This window comes from Streptomyces sp. AM 2-1-1, from assembly GCF_029167645.1.
Taxonomy (GTDB): domain Bacteria; phylum Actinomycetota; class Actinomycetes; order Streptomycetales; family Streptomycetaceae; genus Streptomyces.
On the sequence record NZ_CP119147.1, the window covers coordinates 6454711 to 6477524 of the forward strand.

Annotated in this window: 12 protein-coding genes; 4 read left to right on the forward strand and 8 right to left on the reverse strand. The window is 72.5% G+C overall.

The window, feature by feature from the left end:
• Positions 1–109 precede the first annotated feature (109 nt).
• Positions 110–982: an acyl-CoA thioesterase II gene (locus tag PZB77_RS28180; protein WP_275495446.1), complete on the reverse strand. Its 873-nt coding sequence runs from the start codon at positions 980–982 to the stop codon at positions 110–112.
• Positions 983–1031: 49 nt separating this feature from the next.
• The gene (locus PZB77_RS28185) at positions 1032–3545 is read right to left on the reverse strand and encodes a DEAD/DEAH box helicase (RefSeq protein WP_275495447.1); all 2514 of its coding nucleotides are present in this window, start codon (positions 3543–3545) and stop codon (positions 1032–1034) included.
• Between the two features lie 137 nt (positions 3546–3682).
• On the opposite strand from PZB77_RS28185, the gene PZB77_RS28190 reads away from it, so the two are divergent.
• Positions 3683–4474, forward strand: a complete 792-nt coding sequence (locus PZB77_RS28190; protein WP_275495448.1) for a metal-dependent hydrolase — start codon at positions 3683–3685, stop codon at positions 4472–4474.
• A gap of 45 nt (positions 4475–4519) precedes the next feature.
• Positions 4520–6067 (forward strand): ATP-dependent DNA ligase, encoded by a 1548-nt coding sequence (locus PZB77_RS28195; protein ID WP_275495449.1) that lies wholly within the window; start codon positions 4520–4522, stop codon positions 6065–6067.
• Positions 6068–6150: 83 nt separating this feature from the next.
• On the opposite strand, the gene PZB77_RS28200 is transcribed toward PZB77_RS28195, so the two are convergent.
• From PZB77_RS28200 to PZB77_RS28225, 6 genes are all read right to left on the reverse strand, one after another.
• Positions 6151–7512 (reverse strand): NAD(P)/FAD-dependent oxidoreductase, encoded by a 1362-nt coding sequence (locus PZB77_RS28200; RefSeq protein ID WP_275495450.1) that lies wholly within the window; start codon positions 7510–7512, stop codon positions 6151–6153.
• A 225-nt stretch (positions 7513–7737) separates the two neighbouring features.
• The gene (locus PZB77_RS28205; RefSeq protein ID WP_275495451.1) at positions 7738–11976 is read right to left on the reverse strand and encodes a bifunctional nitrate reductase/sulfite reductase flavoprotein subunit alpha; all 4239 of its coding nucleotides are present in this window, start codon (positions 11974–11976) and stop codon (positions 7738–7740) included.
• Positions 11977–12204: 228 nt separating this feature from the next.
• Positions 12205–13986 (reverse strand): ABC transporter ATP-binding protein, encoded by a 1782-nt coding sequence (locus tag PZB77_RS28210; protein WP_275495452.1) that lies wholly within the window; start codon positions 13984–13986, stop codon positions 12205–12207.
• Entirely contained in the window at positions 13983–15869 is a 1887-nt protein-coding gene (locus tag PZB77_RS28215; protein WP_275495453.1) for an ABC transporter ATP-binding protein, read from the reverse strand. The genes PZB77_RS28210 and PZB77_RS28215 overlap by 4 nt, the downstream gene beginning before the upstream one ends.
• Before the next feature lie 358 nt (positions 15870–16227).
• Complete coding sequence (locus tag PZB77_RS28220; protein ID WP_275496246.1) at positions 16228–19197, reverse strand: FAD-binding and (Fe-S)-binding domain-containing protein; 2970 nt, start codon at positions 19195–19197, stop codon at positions 16228–16230.
• 64 nt (positions 19198–19261) lie between these two features.
• Positions 19262–19705: a MarR family transcriptional regulator gene (locus PZB77_RS28225; RefSeq protein ID WP_275495454.1), complete on the reverse strand. Its 444-nt coding sequence runs from the start codon at positions 19703–19705 to the stop codon at positions 19262–19264.
• Between the two features lie 283 nt (positions 19706–19988).
• Between PZB77_RS28225 and PZB77_RS28230 the strand changes: the two genes are divergently transcribed.
• Positions 19989–21794, forward strand: a complete 1806-nt coding sequence (locus PZB77_RS28230; RefSeq protein WP_275495455.1) for an ABC transporter ATP-binding protein — start codon at positions 19989–19991, stop codon at positions 21792–21794.
• Positions 21795–21909: 115 nt separating this feature from the next.
• Positions 21910–22770, forward strand: coding sequence for an endolytic transglycosylase MltG (mltG, locus tag PZB77_RS28235; RefSeq protein ID WP_275495456.1), 861 nt, complete (start codon positions 21910–21912; stop codon positions 22768–22770).
• Positions 22771–22814: the final 44 nt, after the last annotated feature.

Here is a 22814-nt window from a genome sequence, read left to right on the forward strand (position 1 = left end):
GGCGGGGGACCGGCCTCGGACCGTGGAGCCCGGAGCCCGGAGCCCGGAACCCGCCTCCCGCGGCCCGTACGCCCCGCCCGCTCCTGCCCGGTCGGGACCGGTGCGGCCGTTACGCCCCCAGCTTCCGGAAGAGCCCTTCCTGCACGACGGAGACCAGCAGGTTGCCCTCCCGGTCGTAGATCCGCCCGCGCGCCAGGCCCCGGCCGCCCGTGGCGATCGGGGACTCCTGGTCGTAGAGGAACCACTCGTCGGCCCGGAAGGGGCGGTGGAACCACATGGCGTGGTCCAGGGAGGCCATGTCGAAGCCGCGCGGGCCCCAGAGCGGCTCCACCGGGATGCGGACGGCGTCCAGCAGCGTCATGTCGCTGGCGTAGGTCAGCGCGCAGGTGTGCACCAGCGGGTCGTCGCCGAGCGGGCCGACCGCGCGCATCCACACCGCGCTGCGCGGCTCCGCCTCGGCGATCTCCTCGCGGGTCCAGCGCAGCCGGTCCACGTACCGGATGTCGAAGGGCTGGCGCCGGGCCATCCGCTCCAGGGCCTCGGGCAGCCCGCCCAGGTACTCGCGCACCTCGTCGGCGACCGCGGGCAGCTCCTCGGGATCCGGCACGATCCGGGCGGGCGGCAGCTGGTGCTCGAAGGCCGCTTCCTCGGGCCGGTGGAAGGAGGCCGTCAGGTTGAAGATCGTCCGGCCCTCCTGCACCGCCGTGACCCGCCGGGTGGTGAAGGAACGGCCGTCGCGCACCCGCTCGACCTGGTACACGATCGGCACCCCGGGGCGGCCCGGGCGCAGGAAGTAGGCGTGCAGCGAGTGCACCGGCCGGTCCCCGTCGGTGGTCCGGCCCGCCGCGACCAGTGCCTGGCCCGCGACCTGACCGCCGAAGACCCGCTGGAGGGACTCCTCGGGGCTCCGGCCGCGGAAGATGTTGACCTCGATCCGTTCCAGGTCGAGGAGACCGACCAGGAGCTCGGCGGGGTTCGTCATGCGCTTCTTCTCCACTCTCGCGCCCCGGGCGTCGCCGTCGCGGCCGGGCTCACAGCTGACCCACGTCGGTGACGCGCACGACCGCACGGCCTTCTTCGTCGGAAGCCGCGAGATCCACCTCGGCGCGGATGCCCCAGTCGTGGTCACCGTTCGGGTCGGCGAAAGCCTGCCACACCCGCCACACCCCGTGCGCCGGGTCCTCCTCGATCTTCAGCAGTTTGGGTCCGCGCGCGTCGGGACCCGTACCCAGCTCGTCGAAGGCGTCCCAGTAGGCGTCCATCGCCTCGCCCCAGGCGTCCTCGTCCCAGCCGGACTCCGCGTCCAGCTCGCCGAGATCGCGGACCCGGTCCAGCGCGGCCAGCTCGACCCGGCGGAACATCGCGTTGCGCACCAGCACCCGGAAGGCGCGGGCGTTCGCGGTGACCGGCTTGACCTCGTCGGCCTTCTCCTGGGCCTGCTCGGCGGTCTCCACCTCCGGGTTGGCGAGCTGCTCCCACTCGTCCAGCAGACTGGAGTCCACCTGGCGCACCATCTCGCCCAGCCAGGCGATCAGGTCCTGCAGGTCCTCGGACTTGAGGTCGTCCGGGATCGTGTGTTCCAGCGCCTTGTACGCGCTCGCGAGGTACCGCAGCACGATGCCCTCGGTGCGGGCCAGCTCGTAGTTCGAGGTGAACTCCGTGAAGGTCATGGCCCGTTCGTACATGTCGCGGATGACCGACTTCGGCGACACCGGGTGGTCCCCGACCCACGGGTGGCTCTTGCGGTACACGTCGTAGGCGTGCCAGAGCAGCTCGCCCAGCGGCTTCGGGTACGTGACCTCTTGGAGCCGCTCCATGCGCTCCTCGTACTCGACGCCGTCCGCCTTCATCTGCCCGACCGCCTCGCCGCGCGCCTTGTTCTGCTGGGCGGCGAGGATCTGCCGGGGGTCGTCCAGTGTCGACTCGACGACGGAGACCATGTCCAGTGCGTACGACGGCGATTCGGCGTCCAGCAGGTCGAACGCGGCGAGCGCGAACGTCGACAGCGGCTGGTTCAGCGCGAAGTCCTGCTGGAGGTCGACCGTCAGCCGGACGATCCGGCCCTCGGCGTCCGGCTGGGCCAGCTGCTCCACCACGCCGCCGTCGAGCAGCGAACGGTAGATGGCGATGGCCCGCCGGATGTGCCGCAACTGGGCCTTGCGCGGCTCGTGGTTGTCCTCCAGCAGGTGGCGCATCGCGAGGAAGGCGTTGCCGGGGCGGGCGATGACCGACAGCAGCATGGTGTGGGTGACCCGGAACCGCGAGGTGAGCGGCTCCGGATCGGACTGGATCAGCTTGTCGAAGGTCGTCTCCGACCAGGCCACGAAGCCCTCAGGGGCCTTCTTGCGGACGACCTTGCGCTTCTTCTTCGGGTCGTCGCCCGCCTTCTTGACGTTCTTCTCGTTCTCGATGACGTGCTCGGGCGCCTGCGCGACGACGAAACCGGCCGTGTCGAAGCCGGCCCGCCCGGCCCGCCCCGCGATCTGGTGGAACTCCCGCGCCCGCAGCGTCCGCACCCGGGTGCCGTCGTACTTGGTGAGCGCGGTGAACAGCACCGTACGGATGGGGACGTTGACCCCGACGCCGAGCGTGTCCGTCCCGCAGATCACCTTCAGCAGACCCGCCTGCGCGAGCTTCTCCACCAGGCGGCGGTACTTGGGCAGCATGCCGGCGTGGTGGACCCCGATGCCGTGGCGTACGTACCGGGAGAGGTTCTGGCCGAACTTGGTGGTGAAGCGGAAGTTGCCGATCAGGTCGGCGATCTTCTCCTTCTCCTCCTTGCTGCACATGTTGATGCTCATCAGCGACTGCGCCCGCTCCACGGCGGCGGCCTGCGTGAAGTGCACGATGTAGACGGGGGACTGCCGGGTGTCCAGCAGCTCGGTGAGCGTCTCCGTGATCGGCGTGAGGCGGTACTCGTAGCTGAGCGGTACCGGACGGGTCGCCGAGCGCACCACCGTGGTCGGCCGGCCGGTGCGCCGGGTGAGGTCCTTCTCGAACATCGCGACGTCGCCGAGGGTCGCCGACATCAGGACGAACTGCGCCTGCGGCAGCTCCAGCAGCGGGATCTGCCAGGCCCAGCCGCGGTCGGCCTCCGCGTAGAAGTGGAACTCGTCCATCACGACCTGGCCGATGTCGGCGTACTTGCCGTCGCGCAGCGCGATCGAGGCCAGCACCTCCGCGGTGCAGCAGATGACCGGCGCGTCGGCGTTGACCGAGGCGTCGCCCGTCAGCATCCCGACGTTCTCCGTGCCGAAGAGCTTGCACAGGTCGAAGAACTTCTCCGAGACCAGGGCCTTGATGGGAGCGGTGTAGAAGGTGACCTTGTCCTGTGCCAGCGCCGCGAAGTGCGCACCCGCCGCGACGAGGCTCTTGCCCGAGCCGGTGGGCGTCGACAGGATGACGTTCGCCCCCGAGACCACCTCGATCAGCGCCTCCTCCTGAGCGGGGTAGAGGACGATGCCCTGACTCTCGGTCCACGAGGAGAAAGCCTCGTAGAGGGCGTCCGGGTCGGCGGTCGGGGGCAGCTGATCGATAAGGGTCACGCCCCCATCTTGCCTGGCTTCCGTCCGGATGAGGGAACCGGACGGCCCGACGAAGATCACGGGCGGTACGCTTCCCACTCAACTCGGCCGCGCCGCAACGGCGTCGGCCGCACCACGTTCTGGGGGCGGAAAAGACCATGATGGGACCGGCACACTCACTGTCCGGGGCGGCTGCCTGGCTCGGGGTGGGGGCGGCTGCCGCCGCCACGGGTCACACCATGCCCTGGCCGGTCCTCGTCGTCGGAGCGCTGATCACGGCGGGAGCCGCCCTCGCACCCGACCTGGACCACAAGTCGGCCACCATCTCGCGCGCCTTCGGCCCGGTGTCCAAGCTGGTCTGCGAGGTCGTCGACAAGATCTCGTACGCCGTCTACAAGGCCACCCGGGGCGCCGGCGACCCCCGGCGCACCGGCGGCCACCGCACCCTCACCCACACCTGGCTGTGGGCGGTCCTCACCGGGGCCGTCGCCTCTGGCGCCGCGATCCTCGGCGGACGCTGGGCGGTCCTCGCGATCCTCTTCGTCCACCTGGTGCTCGCCGTCGAAGGGCTGCTCTGGCGGGCCGCCCGCGTCTCCAGCGACGTACTGGTCTGGCTGCTCGGCGCGACCAGCGCCTGGATCCTCGCCGGCGTGCTGGACCAGCCCGGCCACGGCTCGAACTGGTTCTTCGACGCGCCCGGCCAGGAGTACATGTGGCTCGGGCTGCCGATCCTCCTCGGTGCCCTCGTCCACGACATCGGCGACGCCCTGACGGTCTCGGGCTGCCCGATCCTCTGGCCCATCCCGCTCGGTCGCAAGCGGTGGTACGCCCTGGGGCCCCCGAAGGCGATGCGGTTCCGGGCCGGCAGCTGGGTGGAGCTGAAGGTGCTGATGCCCGTGTTCATGGTGCTCGGAGGACTCGGCGCGGCAGGCGCCCTCAACATCATCTGAACGGGCCTCCGGGCGGTACGCCCGTGCCCGTAGGACCATGGGCCCATGCTGCTCATCCGGCTCGCCCAGGTCTCGCTGCAGGTCGCCGCCGCCCCCGCCCGGAACCGGAAGGTCGACCTGCTGGCCGGCCTGTTCCGGGACGCGGCCCCCGAGGACGTCCCGGTCGTCATCCCGTACCTCGCCGGACGCCTCCCGCAGGGGAGGCTCGGCATCGGCTGGTCCCAGCTCGGCGACCCCGTCGCGCCCGCCGCCTCGGCCACGCTCACCGTCGCGCACACCGACGCCGAGCTGACCGCGATCGGCGCCCTGACCGGCACCGGTTCCCGGGCCGCCCGCACCGAGCGGCTGCGCGCCCTGCTGGGCGCGGCCACCGCCGACGAGCAGCACTTCCTGCGGTCGTTGCTCCTCGGCGAGCTGCGCCAGGGCGCACTGGACGCGATCGCGGTGGACGCGCTGGCGCGCGCCTCCGGCGCGGCGGGCGCCGAGGTGCGCCGGGCGGTCATGCTCGCCGGTTCGCTGCGGGACGTCGCGGTCGTCCTGCTCGCCGACGGCCCCGAAGCGCTCGCCCGCTTCCGGCTCACGGTGGGACGCCCCGTCCACCCGATGCTCGCCCACACCGCCGCCACCGTCGGAGAGGCGATCGACAAGCTGGGCGGCTGCGTGGTCGAGGAGAAACTCGACGGCATCCGCGTCCAGGTGCACCGGGACGCCACCGGCGTACACGCCTACACCCGCACGCTCGACGACATCACCGACCGGCTCCCCGACGTGGTGGCCGCCGTCGCCGGCTTCCCCGGCGAGCGCTTCATCCTCGACGGCGAGGTGATCGCGCTCGGCCCGGACGGCCGGCCGCGCCCCTTCCAGGAGATCGCCGGCCGCGTGGGCTCCCGGCGCGACGTCGCCCGGGCGGCGGCCGAGCTGCCGGTCCTGCCGGTCTTCTTCGACGTCCTCGCCGTCGACGACGAGGACCTGCTCGACCAGCCGCTCACCGCCCGCCACGAGGCCCTCGCCCGCCTGGTCCCCGAACGGATGCGGGTGCGCCGCACCGTCGTGCCCGCTTCCCAGGAGGGCGCGGCCGACTCCGACGCCAGGGCCGCCGCCGAGGCCTTCTCCGCCGCCACCCTCGAACGCGGCCACGAGGGCGTCGTCGTCAAGGAGCTCACCGCCCCCTACAGCGCGGGCCGCCGGGGCGCCTCCTGGCTCAAGGTGAAGCCGGTGCACACCCTGGACCTCCTCGTCCTGGCCGCCGAATGGGGCAGCGGCCGGCGCACCGGGAAGCTCTCCAACCTCCACCTCGGCGCACGGGGCCCCGACGGTGTCCCCGTCATGCTCGGCAAGACCTTCAAGGGCCTCACCGACCAGCTGCTCGCCTGGCAGACCGAACGCCTGCTCGCGCTCTCCACCGGCGACGACGGGCACGTCGTGACCGTTCGGCCGGAACTCGTCGTCGAGATCGCCTACGACGGCCTGCAGCGCTCCACCCGCTACCCGGCGGGCGTCACCCTGCGCTTCGCCCGGGTCCTGCGCTACCGCGAGGACAAACCCGCACAGGAGGCGGACACCGTCGCCACGGTCCTGGCGGGCCACAGCTGACCGGATCGGATCCCCGTACGAGGGACGGCGCCGCCCGGAAACCTCCCGGGCGGCGCCGTCCCTGGTACGGGGATCCGCACGCGTCACACCCGCTTGGCGGCGGACGCCGTGTGCGCCCGGATCTCCTCGGGGCTCAGATAGGCGTCCGTGTACTCGAAGTCGCGCAGCGTCGCCGGCTTGCGCGCCTGGAAGCCGGTGCGGACGAAATCGTCGCCGGCCGCCGCGTTGAGCAGCCAGTTGGTGAGCACCCGGGTCTTGGCCACGTTGGTCCGCAGCGCCGACCAGTGGTAACCGCGTGCCACGGCCTGCGCGGGGAGGCCCTTCAACTCGATCCCGAGCGGCTTGGAGACGGCGTCCCGGCCCCCCAGGTCCACGACCAGACCCAGATCCTTGTGCTCGTACGGCTGGAGGGCGCTCCCGCGCAGCGACGCGAGGACGTTGTCGGCCACCACACGGCCCTGGCGCATCGAGTGCTGCGCGGTCGGCGGGCAGATCGCCCCGTCCCCCTTGGCGAGGTCGGGTACGGCCGCCGCGTCGCCCAGCGCGAACACCCCGTCGGCGCCCCGGAGTGCCATCTCGGGCGTCACCGCGAGCCGCCCGCGCACCGTCTCGGCGTCCAGCGTGGCGATCAGCGGACTCGCTGCCACCCCCGCCGTCCAGATCAGGGTGCGGCAGGGCAGCACCCGCCCGTCGGTGAACGTCACCTGGTCCGGCCGCGCTTCCGCGATCGACACACCCAGCGACACTTCGATGCCGCGCTTGCGCAGGATCTCCATGGCACTGAGCCCGAGCTTGTCACCCAGCTCCGGCATGAGCTTGGGGGCGATGTCGATCAGGTGCCACTTGATCAGCTTCGGGTCGAGGCGCGGGTAGTGCTTCACGGCGTTGGTCGTCAGCCGCTGGAGGCAGGCCGCCGTCTCGGTACCGGCGTACCCGCCGCCCACCACGACGAACTGGAGCCGCGACGCCCGCTCCGCCTCGTCCTGGCTGGCGTCGGCGACGTCGAGCTGCTCGATGACGTGGTCCCGGACGTACGCGGCCTCGGCGAGCGTCTTCATGCCCCGGGCGTTGTCCAGCAGCCCGGGAATGTCGAAGGTACGGGTCACACTTCCGGCGGCGAGCACGATGTAGTCGTACGGCTCGTTCACGATCTCGTCCGTGATCTTGCGGATCACACAGATCTTCGCCTTGGTGTCCACCCCGATGGCCCCGCCCGGCACGATCCTCGTGCGGTGACGGCTGCTGCGCCGCAGCGACACGGCCACCGACTGCGGGGTGAGCACACCGGACGCGACCTGGGGCAGGAGCGGCAGGTAGAGCTGGTAGGAGAACGGCGTGACGAGCGTGATCTGCGCTTCTCCCGGCGAGAGCCGACGTTCCAGTCGGCGCACGCACTCGACACCGGCGAAGCCGGCGCCGACGACGAGAATCCTGGGTGGTGCCACGGTGTGCGTCCCTTCTCAAGGCTACGCGGTCGTGTCTCACCTGCCCCGAAGTCCGGGCGGGTCACCTCACATCCTCACCGCACACCCCCGAACCCGCCTCCCGGCCCGGGAGATCGGGGACCGGACCGGACGGCCGCCACCGGCGGACCGCGCCCGACCGGGGGCCCAGGGACCCGCGCACGGGTCCCAGGGCCCGGGGGCGCGGAGGGCAGGTCGGGCGGACCGTCAGTAGACGTCCCGGACGTAGCGCTTGTCCGCGGCGAGCCGTCGGACGTAGGCGGCGGCCTCGTCCCGCTCCATGGCGCCGTGGGTGACGGCGATGTCTCTCAGAGCGCGGTCCACGTCCTTGGCCATGCGGCCGGCGTCACCGCAGACGTAGAAGTGCGCGCCGGACCGGAGCCACTGCCACAGACGGGGGCCGTGCTCGCGCATCCGGTCCTGGACGTAGACCTTGTTGCGCTGGTCGCGGGAGAAGGCGAGGTCGAGCCGGTCGAGATGACCGGACGCCCGGTAAGCCTCCAGCTCCCGCCGGTGGTAGTAGTCGGTGGCCCGGCGCTGCTCGCCGAAGAAGAGCCAGTTGGGGCCGGTGTGGCCGCGGGCCCGGCGGTCTTCGAGGAACCCGATGAACGGGGCCACCCCGGTGCCGGGTCCGACCATGATCATGGGCGTCGCGGGGTCCGCGGGCGGCCGGAAGTGCGGGGAGCGCTGCACGAAGACCTGGACCGGGCCGTCGTCCGCGTGGTCGGCGAGGTAGGTGGAGCAGACCCCCGTGCGGTCGCGGCCGAGGCGGTTGGTCCAGCGGACCACCGAGACGGTGAGTCGGACCTCGCCGGGGTGGGCCAGCGGGCTGGAGGATATGGAGTACAAGCGGGGCTGGAGGCGGGCGAGGGCCCCGGCCCACTCGGCCGCCGACGCGCGGACCGGGTACTCGGCGACGATGTCGGCGGCCTGCCGGCCCCAGCTCCACTTCGCGAGCGCGTCCTTGTTGTCCGGACGCAGCAGCCGCTTCAGGTCGTGGCTGCCGGTCCGTTCGGTGAGGAACCGCAGCAGGCCGGTGCCGGGCCGGGATATGTCCAGCCGGGTGCGCAGCGCCTCCGAAAGGGCGAGCGGGACACCGTCGCCGAGGTCCACCGGTTCCTCCGGGTCGAGCCCGGTGAGGGCCAGCCACTCGGCGGTGAGCCCCGTGCTGTTGGCCGGCCACACGCCGAGGGCGTCCCCGGCGTCGTAGGCGAGCTCGCCGTCACGGGTGTCGAACGCGAACTCCCGTACCTCCTTCGCGGAACCCGGAAGGCTCAGCAGCCGGTTGCCCACGAGCAGGGTGGCGAAGGGCGACGCCCGGGTGTGGCGGACCGGAGCGGGCGGCTCGGGGGCCACCGACGCGGTGGCGGGGGAAGGCGACACCGGCACGGACACGGACGTCCGGTCCGGCGTCCCACCGTCACTCTCCGCGAGCGCGGTGAGGACCTGGCCGAGCCACGCTTCGGCCCGCTCCCCGAAATCGGGTTCGCAGTCGGCACGCGGTACCAGGCGGGTCGCGCCGAGGGCGGCGAAGCGCTCGTCGAGCCGGCGTCCGTGGCCGCAGAAGTCGTCGTAGGCCGAGTCGCCCAGGGCGAGGACCGCGTAACGGAGCCCTTCCAGCCGTCCGGTCTCCTCGGTGGTGAGAGAGAGCCAGAAATCGCTGCCGTTGTCGGGGGCTTCGCCGTCACCGAAGGTGCTGGTGACGAGGAGGACGTCGGTCCCGGGGGTGAGGTGGGCCGATGACGCCTCGGCCATCGCGAGGAGCTCGGGAGCGCGGCCCGCCCGCGTGAGGTGCGCGACCGCGCCCCGGGCGAACTCCTCGGCGTTGCCGGTCTGCGAGGCCCACAGCACGACGAGCCGGCGGCCGGCAACCGCCGGGCCGCCGTCCGCCGCGTCCGCCGGGGTCGGCGTCCCGCCCTGGGTGTCGGTGCGGCCCGGGGCGCCGGTGCGGGAGAACATCCCCGCGAGGACACCGTCGACCCACAGGGCGTGTCCGGTGTCGAAGGGCGCGCCCGGCGGCAGTACGGGTACGCCCGAGGTGGGCGGTGCGGCGGCGAGACCGGAGAGGTACCCGGAGAGGTAGCGCCGCTCCGGCTCGGCCAGCGGGGGCGGAACGAGATCGCCCAGGCCGAGCAGCGCGGCGAGCGCCCCGGCGGGCGAGCCGGCGGGTCCGCCCGCCGCTGCGGCCGGTACGGAGACGGGGGCCGAGGTCACGGGCGTGGTCTCCGGTTCGGTGCCCGGGCGGGCCGCCGGGACGGGAGCGGCGGTCCGGGCGAGGGTGACGGCGCAGACCTTCAGCTCCGGCTGGAAGGAGAGCGGATCGACGGCGTCGTTGGTGACGGCGTTGATGCTGAGGTACTCGCCGAACAGGTCGTGCCAGTGGAAGGGGGCGAACACGGTCCCCGGCCGGACCCGGTCGGTGACCACGACCGGCAGGACGGCACGCCCGCGCCGGGAGGCCACCTCCAGGTGGTCGCCCTCCGCGACGCCCAGGGCCCGCGCGTCCTCCGGATGGACCTCCACGAACGGCCCGGGGGTGAGCCGGTTGAGCTTGGCCACCTTGCCCGTCTTGGTCATCGTGTGCCACTGGTGCTGCAGGCGGCCCGTGTTGAGGAGGTAGGGGAAGTCGTCGTCGGGGAGTTCGGCCGCGGGCAGGTGCGGGCGGGCGAAGAAACGGGCGCGGCCGCTCGCCGTGGGGAAGGCCAGGCGGGGGCGGGTACCGTCCTCGCGCTCCAGCAGCGTCTGACTGACGCCGTCGTTGAGGTAGCGGACCGGGTTGCGGTCCGGCCCGTCGGCCGCCGGGGCCGGCCACTGGACGGAGGTGGCGCGCAGCCGGTCGTACGTCACCCCGCGCAGGTCCCAGCCGGTCGCCGGGTTCCACGCCCGCTTGAGCTCCTCGAACACCTCCTCCGCGCAGGTGTACGTGAACCCCTCGGCGAAGCCCATCGCACAGGCCACCCGGGCGATCAACTGCCAGTCGGGAAGCGCCTGTCCGGGCGGATCGACGACCCCCTGGACGAGCGAGAGGTTACGCTCCGAGTTGACCATGACCCCGTCCGACTCCGCCCACAGCGTCGCGGGCAGCACCACGTCGGCGTAGGCGTTGGTCTCGGTCTGCGCGAACACGTCCTGGGTGATGACGAGTTCGGCCGCCTCCAGACCGGCGATCACGGTCTTGCGGTTGGCGACCGAGGCGACCGGGTTGGTGCAGATGATCCAGCACGCCTTGATGTCGCCGGCGGCCAACTGCTCGAACATCTCCACCGTGCCGTGTCCGACCTCGGTGCGGAGCGACCCTTCGGGGATCCGCCACAGCTCCTCGACGAAGGCGCGTTCGGCGTCGACCAGTACGGACCGCTGGCCCGGCAGGCCCGGGCCCATGTACCCCATCTCGCGCCCGCCCATGGCGTTGGGCTGACCCGTCAGCGAGAAGGGGCCGGAGCCGGGGCGGCAGATCGCACCGGTGGCGAGGTGGAGGTTGACCAGAGCGTTGGTGTTCCAGGTGCCGTGGGTGGACTGGTTCAGCCCCATGGTCCAGCAGCTCATCCACTCGCCGGCCTCGCCGATCCACCGCGCGGCCAGCCGGATGTCCGCCTCCGGGATCCCGGTGATCTCCGCGACCCGGGAGGGGGTGTACTCCGCCAGGAACGCCGGCATCTCCTCCCATCCCTCGGTGAACGCGGCGACGAACTTCTCGTCGGTGTGGCCGTCCGCGACCAGCAGGTGCAGCAGCCCGTTCAGCAGAGCGAGGTCCGTACCGGGCCTGATCCGCAGGAAGAGGTCGGCCTTGTCGGCGGTGGCGGTGCGGCGCGGGTCGACGACGATCAGCTTGGCCCCGGACGCCTTCACCCGCTCCATCATCCGCAGGAAGAGGACGGGGTGGCAGTCGGCCATGTTCGCGCCGATGACGAAGAACGCGTCCGCCCGGTCGAAGTCCTGGTACGAGCCGGGCGGACCGTCGGCGCCGAGCGACAGCTTGTAGCCGGTACCGGCGGAGGCCATGCACAGCCGGGAGTTCGACTCGATCCGGTTGGTGCGGACGAAGCCCTTGGCCAGCTTGTTCGCCAGGTACTGCGCCTCCAGGGACATCTGGCCCGAGACGTAGAAGGACAGTGCGTCCGGTCCGTGCTCGTCCAGGATCGCCCGCAGCCGGCCGGCGACGGCGACGACGGCCTCGTCCACGTCCGTCTCCACCGGTTCGGCGCCGCGCTCGGCGCGCACCAGCGCGCGGCCCACCCGCCCGGGCGCGGACATCAGGTCGGCGCCGGTCGCCCCCTTGGTGCACAGCCGGCCGGCGTTGGCGGGATGCGCCTTGTCCCCGGACGCCTTCGCCACCCGGCGGCGGCCGTCCAAGGGGTCCCGTACCAGGTCGAGCACGATGCCGCAGCCGACGCCGCAGTACGAACAGACCGTACGGACGCCGCCGTCGTTCGAGCCAGATGCCACCGAACCCCCACCCCGCGGTGTGTGCCTTGCCTCCCTGCACCGTAGGAAGATCGAATTTCCGGACGGTGACGCGGCACGGGCACGGCGGGTTACTCCCCGCGCACACCCCCCGGGGGAGCCGTGTGAGGCGGGAGGGTGTGCGGCGGACCCGGGCTCCGGGGGTGCCCCCGGAGCCGGGAGTGCCCCCGGAGCCGGGAGTGCCCCCCGGAGCCGGGGGTGCCGGTCCGCTCACCCGTGCCAGGACCGCCACAGCGCCGCGTACGCACCGTCCGCCGCGACCAGTTCGTCGTGGCTGCCCAGCTCGCTGATCCGGCCCCTCTCCACGACGGCGATCACGTCCGCGTCGTGCGCGGTGTGCAGCCGGTGCGCGATCGCCACCACCGTCCTGCCCTCGAGCACCCGGGCCAGCGACCGCTCCAGGTGCCGGGCCGCGCGCGGGTCCAGCAGCGAGGTCGCCTCGTCGAGCACCAGGGTGTGCGGGTCGGCCAGCACCAGCCGCGCCAGCGCGATCTGCTGGGCCTGCGCCGGTGTCAGCGCCGCACCGCCCGACCCCACCTCGGTGTCCAGGCCGTCCTCCAGCGCCGTCGCCCAGCCGTCGGCGTCCACCGCCGCGAGCGACGCCCACAGCTCGGCGTCCCGTGCCCCGCTCCGCGCCAGCAGGAGGTTGTCGCGGAGCGAACCGACGAACACGTGGTGTTCCTGGTTGACGAGTGCGACGTGCTCGCGCACCCGCTCGGCGGCCATCCGGGACAACTCCGCGCCGCCGAGCGTCACCGCACCCGTCCTCGGCGCGTAGATCCCCGCCAGCAGCCGCCCCAGCGTGGACTTGCCCGCCCCCGACGGGCCGACCAGCGCGATCCTGGTGCCCGGGGCCACGTCCAGCGACACCTCGTGCAGCACGTCCACCCCGGAGCGGTAGCCGAAGCGCACCTCGTCCGCACGGACCTCCCGGCCCTCGGGACGCACCGCCTCGTCGCCCGCGTCCGGCTCGATGTCGCGCACCCCCACCAGCCGGGCCAGCGACACCTGAGCCACCTGCAACTCGTCGTACCAGCGCAGGACCAGCCCCAGGGGATCCACCAGCATCTGCGCCAGCAGCGCGCCCGTCGTCAGCTGCCCGACGGTCAGCCACCCCTCCAGGACGAACCAGCCGCCCAGCATCAGCACGGTGCCCAGGACCGTCACGTACGTGAGGTTGATGACGGGGAAGAGCACCGAGCGCAGGAAGAGGGTGTACCGCTCCCACCGGGTCCACTCCATGATCCGCCGCTCCGAGAGCGCCACCCGCCGCGCGCCGAGCCGGTGGGCCTCCACCGTGTGCCCCGCGTCGACCGTCTCCGCGAGCATCGCGGCCACCGCGGCGTACCCGGCCGACTCCGAGCGGTACGCGGACGGAGCCCGCTTGAAGTACCAGCGGCAGCCGGTGAGCAGCAGGGGGAGCGCCACCAGGACCGCGAGGGCCAGCGGCGGCGCGGTCACCGTGAGCGCCCCGATCAGCAGTCCGGCCCAGACCACGCCGATGACGAGCTGCGGGACGGCCTCGCGCATGGCGTTGGCGAGCCGGTCGATGTCCGTGGTGATCCGGGAGAGCAGGTCACCCGTCCCCGCCCGCTCCAGCACACCGGGCGGCAGACCCACCGCACGGACGAGGAAGTCCTCGCGCAGGTCGGCGAGCATCTCCTCGCCGAGCATCGCGCTGCGCAGCCGCATGAGCCAGGTGAAGAGCGTCTGGAGCAGCAGGGCGGCCGCGAAGATCGCGGTGGTGCGCTCCAGGTGGAGATCGGTGACCCCGTCGGCGAGGTCCTCCACCAGCCCGCCCAGCAGGTACGGCCCGACGATGGACGCGACCACCGCGACCACGTTGGCGGTGACGAGCACGGCGAACGCGCCGCGATGACGCCGGAGCAGATCGCGGACGTAGGCCCGCACGGTGGCGGCCGAGCCCACCGGCAGGGTGGTGGCCGTTTTCGGCGCGGCCGGGTCGTACGACGGTGGTGCGAGGCCGATCATGCCCTCTCCTCGATCTCTCCGGCTTGCCGGAGGCTGTTCAGCTCGTCGATGGTGCTGTCCGCCGCCGTACCGCGCGAGGAGACCGCCCGCGGGGCCGCCACCGCGCCCTCGTCCCCGGTCTCCCGGGTGACGACCGAGCGGTAGAGCGTGTCGGTGTGCAGGAGTTCGCGGTGCGGGCCGACCGCGACGACCGTCCCGTCGTGGACGAGTGCCACCCGGTCGGCGAGGTCCAGCAGCAGCGGCGAGGAGGAGAACACCACGGTCGTCCGACCCTGGCGCAGCTCCCGGATCCCGGCGCCCACCCGGGCCTCCGTGTGCGCGTCCACGGCCGAGGTCGGCTCGTCGAGCACCAGCACCTCGGGGTCGGTGACCAGGGAGCGCGCCAGCGCGAGCCGCTGCCGCTGCCCCCCGGAGAGCGAGCGTCCGCGTTCGGTGATGCGGGTCCCCATCGGGTCACCGTCCGTGTCGACGGAGGCCTGGGCCAACGCGTCCAGCACGTCGTCGCAGTGGGCGGCCGACAACGCGTCCTCGGCGCGCACCGCTCCCGACGCGGGTACGTCGAGCAGCTCCCGCAGCGTGCCCGAGAGCAGCACCGGGTCCTTGTCCTGCACCAGCACGGCGGTGCGCGCGTCCGCCAGCGGCAGTTCGTCCAGCGCGGTGCCGCCCAGCAGGACGGACGCCACCGGCTGCGGCGCCCCGTCCCCGTCCGGCGTGTCCTCGGCGGGGGCGTGGCCGCCGAGTCGCTCGGCCAGCCGCCCCGCCTCGTCCGGGTCCCCGCAGACCACGGCGGTGAAGAGGCCCTCTGCGGCCAGCAGCCCGGTGACCGGGTCGTACAGATCACCGGAGGGCGGCGTCGCGCTGCCGCTGGTCGCCTCGGAGGGACCCGCGTGCCGCCGCAACGACAGGACGCGGACGGCGCGCTGCGCGGAGGGACGGGAGAAGGAGTAGGCCATGGCGATCTCCTCCACCGTCCTGAGCGGGTAGAGCAGCAGCATCGCCGAGTTGAAGACGGTGACCAGTTGGCCGACCTCGATCTCTCCGTCGCGGGCGAGCCCGGCCCCGTACCCGACCAGCGCGATCAGCAGCAGACCGGGCAGCAGCACCTGGACCGCGGAGATCAGGGACCACATGCGGGCGCTGTGCACGGCCGCGCGGCGGACCTCCTGGGAGGCGCGGCGGTAGCGGCCGAGGAAGAGCTCCTCACCGCCGATGCCGCGCAGCACCCGCAGCCCCGCGACGGTGTCCGAAGCCAGCTCGGTGGCCTTGCCCGCCTTCTCCCGCTGCAGGTCGGCCCGCCGGGTCGCCCGGGGCAGCAACGGCAGCATCGTCAGCGCGAGTACGGGGACGGAGAGCGCCACCAGCACGCCCAGCGACGGCAGGTACAGCACCAGACCGACGCAGATCAGCACGAGCGCCACGGCGGAGGCGAGGAAGCGGGAGAGCGCCTCGACGAACCACCCGATCTTCTCCACGTCGCCGGTGGAGACCGCGACGACCTCGCCGGCCGCCACCCGACGCGTCAGCGCCGAACCCAGCTCGGCGGTCCGCCGGGCGAGCAGTTGCTGCACCCGGGCGGCGGCGGTGATCCAGTTGGTGACGGCGGTGCGGTGGAGCATCGTGTCGCCGACGGCGATGCCGATGCCGAGGAGCAGGATCAGGCCGCCGGAGAGCGCGAGCCGGGTGCCGGAGCGGTCGATGACCGCCTGGACCGCCAGACCGGCCGCCAGCGGCAGTCCGGCGAGGGAGAGCTGGTGGAAGAGCCCCCAGCAGAGCGACGTGAGCTGCCCCTTGAGCTGGTTGCGGCCGAGCCAGACGAGGAAACGGGGGCCGGACCGTACATCAGGATCGCCGGGGTCCTGGTACGGAAGATCACGAATCTGCATGAGGTTCCCAGCATCGAGAAGGACGGAGTCCACCGGCGACGGCGCTACCGAAGTGGTGAAGGGCAAACAGCAAGACTTGCTGTCCAGGCCGTTTCGACGCAAATGATTTTCTTCGGCATTTCCGGCTTGTCCGTCGCTCCCGGCCTTCCCGGCTTTCGCGCGGTCGCTCGGCGGGCGTGACTGCCGGCGTCGGTGCACTGCCGCCCCCCACGGTCGACGCCGAGCCCCCGCTCCGGGTCGTCTTCCCCGGCTGCCCGCACCGACCGGCCGCGCCGCCGGCACGACGACCGGCACCTCGGTGCCGCTGACCCGCTCCGCCGTCCAGGGCACGGCGGAGCGTGCGGGGGGGACGGGAGCGTCAGCCCGGTCCGCCGGTCGCGTGCGTCGCCCGAGCCGGTCGCGTCGCCCGCTCGAGTTCCATCAGGACCGAGCGGTACGGGTGCCCGGTGGCCCGGTCCATGCCGATCTCGCACATGCGGTTGGCCGAGAGATGGGCGTCGAAGTCACGGGTGGCGACCTCGGCGGCCTCCTTGGCGGTCGCCGAATCGGTCAACTCCTTGTGCAGCATTCCGCGATCGCCGGCGAACCCGCAGCACCTCGCGTCGTCGGGCACGAACACCTCCTCCGCGCACGCCCCCGCGAGTGCGCGCAGCCGCTCCACCAGGCCGAGATGCTCCATCGAGCACGTCGGGTGCACGACGGCCGATCCGACCGTGCGCACCACCGTGAGGCGGGGGAGCAGTTCGTCGGCGGCCCAGGCGAGCGAGTCCACCACCGTCAACTCCGCGTGCAGCGCGCGGTTCTCGTCGGTGAGGTGGGGGACGACCTCCCGTGCGATGCCGAGGGTGCAGGAGGTGGCGTCGACCACCAGCGGAAGCGCGCCCCCGCCCGTCCAGCCCCACGCCGCCTCCACGACGCGGTTGGCCATCACGGCGTTGGCAGCGTCATACCCCTTGGAGTGCCAGATCGTCGCGCAGCAGGTCCCGGTGACGTCGTCCGGGATCCACACCGGCCGGCCGGCGCGGGCGGAGAGCGCGACGACGGAGTGCGCGAGCGACGGCTCCCGCCGCCCTCCGGGACCCGCGAAGATACGGTTCACGCACGCGGGGAAGTAGACCGCGTGCGCCCCGGCGCGTGAGGTGGGCGGAAGCGCGCGGAGGGCCGCCGGCGGCAATTGCGGCAGCCACTCGGGCATCAGGTCCGGACGGACCACCCGGCGGGCGAGCCGGGTCACCGAGGTCAGCAGCGGATCCCGCACCCGGTCGCCGAGGCTGCCCGCCACCCCCACGGCGAGGCGGGCGGCTGCCTCCACCACACCGAAGTGCCGTGCGGTCAGCGCCGCGATCCGTTCCTCGCGGGGCGAGTGCCGCTGCGAGCGGAAACCCTTCATCATCGCGCCGGTGTCGATGCCGACGGGGCACGCGAGCATGCAGGTGGAATCGCCCGCGCAGGTGTCCACCGCGTCGTAGCCGTACGCGTCGAGCAGGGCGTTCTCGACGGGGGAGCCGTCGCTCTGGCGCAGCATCTCCCGCCGCAGCACGATCCGTTGGCGCGGTGTGGTGGTGAGGTCCTGGCTGGGGCAGGTGGGTTCGCAGAAGCCGCACTCGATGCATGGGTCCGCGACCGGCTCCACCGAGGGAATCGTCTTGAGGCCGCGCAGGTGTGCCCGGGGATCGCGGTCCAGGACGACCCGGGGAGCCAGCACTCCGGCCGGATCGATCAACCGCTTCGTACGCCACATGAGTTCGGTCGCGCGCGGACCCCATTCGCGCTCCAGGAAGGGGGCGATGTTGCGGCCGGTGGCGTGCTCGGCCTTCAGCGAGCCGTCGAACCGGTCCACCACGAGCGTGCAGAACGCCTCCATGAACGCGGCGTACCGCTCGACGTCGGCGGGGGCACCCGCGTCGAAGGCGAGCAGGAAGTGGAGGTTGCCGTGGGCGGCGTGGCCGGCCACCGCCGCGTCGAAGCCGTGCCGCTCCTGGAGTTCGAGCAGGGCCTCGCAGGCGTCCGCCAGCCGGGACGGCGGTACCGCGAAGTCCTCCGTGATCAGTGTCGTGCCCGAGGGGCGCGAGCCGCCGACCGCGGTGACGAAGGCCTTGCGCGCCTTCCAGTACCCGTTGATCGTCGCCCGGTCGCGGGTGAACACGTTGGTGACCGACGCGGCCGGGGCGACGAGGTCGAGCCCCGCCACCACGGAGGCCGCCGCGCGCTCGTACCCCTCCAGCGCCGCCTCGTCCGGGGCGCGGAACTCGACCAGCAGGGCCGCCGTCGCCCGGGGCAGGGCCGCCCAGTCCGCGGGCACCCCTCGCACGCTGACGGAGGCGCGCAGGGTGTTGCCGTCCATCACCTCCACGGCGAGGGCGCCGGCCGCGTTGAACAGCGGCACCGCTGCGGCGGCCGCGGTCAGCGAGGGGAAGAAGAGGAGGGCCGTGGAGAGCCTCCGGTCGAGCGGCAGGGTGTCGAAGACGATCTCCGAGAGGAAACCGAAGGTGCCCTCGGAGCCCACCATCAGCCCTCGCAGGATCTCCACCGGCGTCGTGCCGTCCAGGAACGCGTCCAGCCGGTAGCCGTTGGTGTTCTTGATCTCGTACTTGGCACGGATGCGGGCGGTGAGCACCTCGTCCGCCCCGATCTCCTCCTTCAGCGCCAGCAGCCCCTCGCAGAGGCGGGGCTCGGACCGCGCGAGGAGCTCGTCGGCCGCCGGATCGGCGGTGTCCACCATCGTGCCGCCCGGCAGGACGAAGGAGAGGGAGGAGACCGTCCGGTAGCTGTTGCGCGTGGTGCCCGCCGTCATCCCGGACGCGTTGTTGGCGACGACCCCGCCGACCGTGCAGGCGATCGCACTGGCGGGGTCGGGGCCGAGCACCCTGCCGTGGCGGGCGAGGGCGGCGTTGGCCCGCGCGATCGTGGTGCCGGGCCGGATCCTGGCCCGCGTGCCGCCGTCCAGGACCGTGATGCCGCTCCAGTGGCGGCGGACGTCGACGAGGATGTCCTCGCCCTGGGCCTGGCCGTTCAGACTGGTGCCGGCGGCGCGGAAGACGACGTTCCTCTTCTTGCCATGTGCGTACGACAGCACCGCCGAGATGTCGTCGACGTCCTCGGCGACGACCACGACTCGGGGCAGGAATCGGTACGGGCTGGCGTCGGAGGCGTACTTCACGAGGTCGGAGACCTTCCAGAGCACCTTCCCGGCACCCAGCAGCGCGATCAGATCCGACCGCAGGGGCTCGGGGGTACCCGTCGCACTCCGGTCGGAGACCCGGTCGGGGGCCGCCTCCCGCGGGCCGCCCGGACGCAGGGCGTGCGGCCCCGGCTCCAGCAGTGGCATCTCCGGCATGACGGCATCCCCTCGGGCGGCCGGACGCGGTCCTCCCGCGTCCGGGTACGACGGCTCAGCAGCGGCGCCCCGGAAGCCCTTCGACCAGAGCGGCCAGCAGACCGCCGAGCACCTCGCGCTGTTCGGCGGTCAACGGAGTCAGGATCTCCTCCGCGGCGGCCCGGCGCGCGTCGCGCAGCGAGCCGAGCGTGGCCCGCCCCTCGTCGGTGATCTCGATGCGCACCACCCGCCGGTTGGCCGGATCCGGCGCCCGGCGCACCCGGCCGCCCGCCTCCAAGCCGTCCACCAGGCTGGTCACGGCACGCGGGACGACGTCCAACCGCTGCGCGAGATCGGCCATCCGGGGCGGCGAGTCGTACTGTGCGACGGCGCGCAGCAGACGGAACTGCGCGGGCGTGATGCCGATCGGCTCCAGCTGGCGGCTCTGGATGCGGTGGAGCCGACGGGTCAGCCGCAGCAGCTGCTCGGCGAGGTGACCGTCGGAATCGGGGGAGTCCATGGGGGAACAATATCAGGACCTGGTTCATTGTGAGTATAGGTAACAGTGAGATACGCTCTTCACGGCTCGGATCACCGCATCCCTAGGCGCCCGACCACGCTGGGCCCCTGCCTGCTCCGTTCGCAGCCCCAGCCCCAGCACCCCACCTTCTGCCCCAGCCTTCTGCCGCCGCTCGCTCCCAGCCCACTCGCCGGTTCGCCCCACGGCTCGCGTCCCGCCCGGCCGGCGCGGGCCGAGCGGCCGTCCATCCGCACCCAGCACCCCGCACTTTCAGCAGGAGCCCATGAAACCCGACGAACCCACCTGGACGCCCCCACCCAAGGACGGCCCGCAGCCGCCCGCCGAGGTGCGCCGCATCCTCCGTCTCTTCCGCCCGTACCGGGGCCGCCTCGCGGTCGTGGGGCTGCTGGTCGGCGCCTCCTCCCTGGTGGCGGTCGCCTCACCCTTCCTGCTCCGCGAGATCCTCGACACCGCCATCCCCCAGGGGCGTACCGGCCTGCTCACGCTGCTCGTGCTCGGGATGATCGCCGCCGCCGTGACGAGCAGCGTCTTCGGCGTGCTCCAGACCCTCATCTCCACCACCGTCGGCCAACGGGTCATGCACGACCTGCGCACCGGCGTCTACACCCAGCTCCAGCGCATGCCGCTCGCCTTCTTCACCAGGACCCGGACCGGTGAGGTGCAGTCCCGCATCGCCAACGACATCGGGGGGATGCAGGCGACCGTCACCTCCACGGCCACCTCCCTGGTCTCGAACCTCACCGCCGTCGTGGCCACGGTCGTCGCGATGCTCGCGCTGGACTGGCGGCTCACCGTCGTCTCGCTGCTCCTGCTTCCCGTCTTCGTGTGGATCAGCCGCCGCGTCGGACGCGAGCGGAAGAAGATCACCACCCAGCGGCAGCGGCAGATGGCCGCGATGGCCGCGACCGTCACCGAGTCCCTCTCCGTCAGCGGCATCCTGCTCGGCCGCACGATGGGGCGGTCCGACTCACTGATCAAGGGCTTCTCCGAGGAGTCGGAGCGGCTGGTCGACCTCGAAGTCCGCGCCAACATGGCGGGACGCTGGCGGATGTCGACCATCGGCATCGTCATGGCCGCCATGCCCGCCGTCATCTACTGGGCCGCCGGTCTGGCCATGAGCTCCGGTACCACCGCCGTCTCCATCGGCACACTCGTCGCCTTCGTCTCGCTCCAGCAAGGACTGTTCCGGCCCGCGGTGAGCCTGCTCGCCACGGGAGTCCAGATGCAGACCTCCCTCGCGCTCTTCCAGCGCATCTTCGAGTACCTCGATCTCGAGGTCGACATCACGGAGACCGGGAATCCCGTGCGGCTGGACCGCATCCGCGGCGAGGTCGTCTTCGAACACGTCGACTTCGGCTACGACGAGAAGAGCGGCCCCACGCTCAGCGACATCGACGTGAAGGTGCCCGCGGGCACCAGCCTGGCGGTGGTCGGGCCCACCGGGTCCGGCAAGTCCACTCTGAGCTACCTCGTGCCCAGGCTCTACGACGTCACTGCCGGCCGCGTGACGATCGACGGGATCGACGTGCGCGACCTCGACTTCGACTCCCTCGCCAGGGCCGTCGGCGTGGTCTCGCAGGAGACCTACCTCTTCCACGCCTCGGTCGCGGAGAACCTCCGGTTCGCCAAGCCCGACGCCACCGACGAGGAGATCGAGGCAGCGGCGCGCGCCGCCCAGATCCACGACCACATCGCGTCGCTCCCCGACGGATACGACACCCTCGTCGGCGAGCGCGGGTACCGCTTCTCCGGTGGGGAGAAGCAACGCCTCGCCATCGCCCGGACGATCCTGCGCGACCCTCCGGTCCTGGTGCTCGACGAGGCGACCAGTGCCCTCGACACCCGTACGGAACACGCCGTACAGGAAGCGATCGACGCCCTCTCCGCCGGCCGCACCACCCTCACCATCGCGCACCGCCTCTCCACCATCCGGGACGCCGACCAGATCGTCGTCCTGGAAGGCGGCCGTACCGTCGAACGCGGTACCCACGACGAACTTCTCGCGCGGGACGGACGGTACGCGGCGCTCATCCGCCGAGATACCCAATTGGCTCCCGCGCCGGGCTGATCGCCCGCCCCGGGGCCGGCGCTGCCCGTCGGGTTGGGGAGAGCCGCCCGCCGGGTTGCCGAGAGTCGAGCGTCGCTGCCATCGATCGGGGGATTTGTACGGTTATCGTGCCCGCATGGTGAATGATCACGGCGCGTACCGGTCCCGCCGGAGGCTCCGGCCCACACGACGGGGCAAGGCGATGCTGCTCCTCGGCGGTGCGGTCGCCGCTGCGGCGGTGGTCGCGGCACCCCTCCTCGTACGCCAGGACCGACCCGAGAGGAACGTGGAACAGACCGCCTCCCTGGTGATTCCCGAGGGATGGCGGGCGGCGCAGGTCTATACGGCCGTCGACCGGGCGCTCCGAGTCCCACCGGGCACCACCGAGAAGGCCGTGCCCGGGGCCCGCCTTCCGCTTCCCGGGGCCGCCCACGGGAACCCGGAGGGTTTTCTCTTCCCGGCCACCTATCCCATCCGCTCCGACACGACCCCCCGCAGCCTCCTGCGCTACATGGTGCGCACCGCGACCGAGCGGTTCCAGGACCCCCGGGTCACCGCCGGAGCGCTGGGCCGGCACATCAGCGCCTACCAGGCGGTGACCCTCGCCAGCGTCATCCAGGCGGAGGCGGACACCGCCTCCGACATGGGCAAAGTGGGCCGGGTCGTCCACAACCGCCTGCTGAAGGACATGCCGCTGCAGATGGACTCGACGCTCAACTACGCCCTGCGGCGCTCCACGTTGGACACCACCGCCGACGACACCCGCATCGACAGTCCCTACAACACCTACCGGCGTAAAGGGCTCCCTCCCACCCCGATCGGGAACCCCGGTGAACAGGCGATGCGGGCCGCCACCGGCCCGACCGCAGGCCCGTGGCTGTACTTCGTGACGGTGGGACCGGGGGACACGCGCTTCACCGAGGAGTACGCGGCGCACCGGCGCAACGTCGCCGAGTTCAACCGCAAGCGCCGGAGCACCGCCGCCCCCACCGGTTGAGCCCCGGACCGGCGCGGTACCGCCCGGCGCGGCACGGCACGCTA

Excerpts from the sequence above, each read along its gene's own strand:
- PZB77_RS28225 (WP_275495454.1), bottom strand. The coding sequence starts at position 19,705 with ATGGACTCCCCCGATTCCGACGGTCACCTCGCCGAGCAGCTGCTGCGG.
- PZB77_RS28180 (WP_275495446.1), bottom strand. The coding sequence starts at position 982 with ATGACGAACCCCGCCGAGCTCCTGGTCGGTCTCCTCGACCTGGAACGG.
- PZB77_RS28215 (WP_275495453.1), bottom strand. The coding sequence starts at position 15,869 with ATGCAGATTCGTGATCTTCCGTACCAGGACCCCGGCGATCCTGATGTA.
- PZB77_RS28210 (WP_275495452.1), bottom strand. The coding sequence starts at position 13,986 with ATGATCGGCCTCGCACCACCGTCGTACGACCCGGCCGCGCCGAAAACG.
- PZB77_RS28230 (WP_275495455.1), top strand. The coding sequence starts at position 19,989 with ATGAAACCCGACGAACCCACCTGGACGCCCCCACCCAAGGACGGCCCG.
- mltG (WP_275495456.1), top strand. The coding sequence starts at position 21,910 with ATGGTGAATGATCACGGCGCGTACCGGTCCCGCCGGAGGCTCCGGCCC.
- PZB77_RS28195 (WP_275495449.1), top strand. The coding sequence starts at position 4,520 with ATGCTGCTCATCCGGCTCGCCCAGGTCTCGCTGCAGGTCGCCGCCGCC.
- PZB77_RS28220 (WP_275496246.1), bottom strand. The coding sequence starts at position 19,197 with ATGCCACTGCTGGAGCCGGGGCCGCACGCCCTGCGTCCGGGCGGCCCG.
- PZB77_RS28190 (WP_275495448.1), top strand. The coding sequence starts at position 3,683 with ATGATGGGACCGGCACACTCACTGTCCGGGGCGGCTGCCTGGCTCGGG.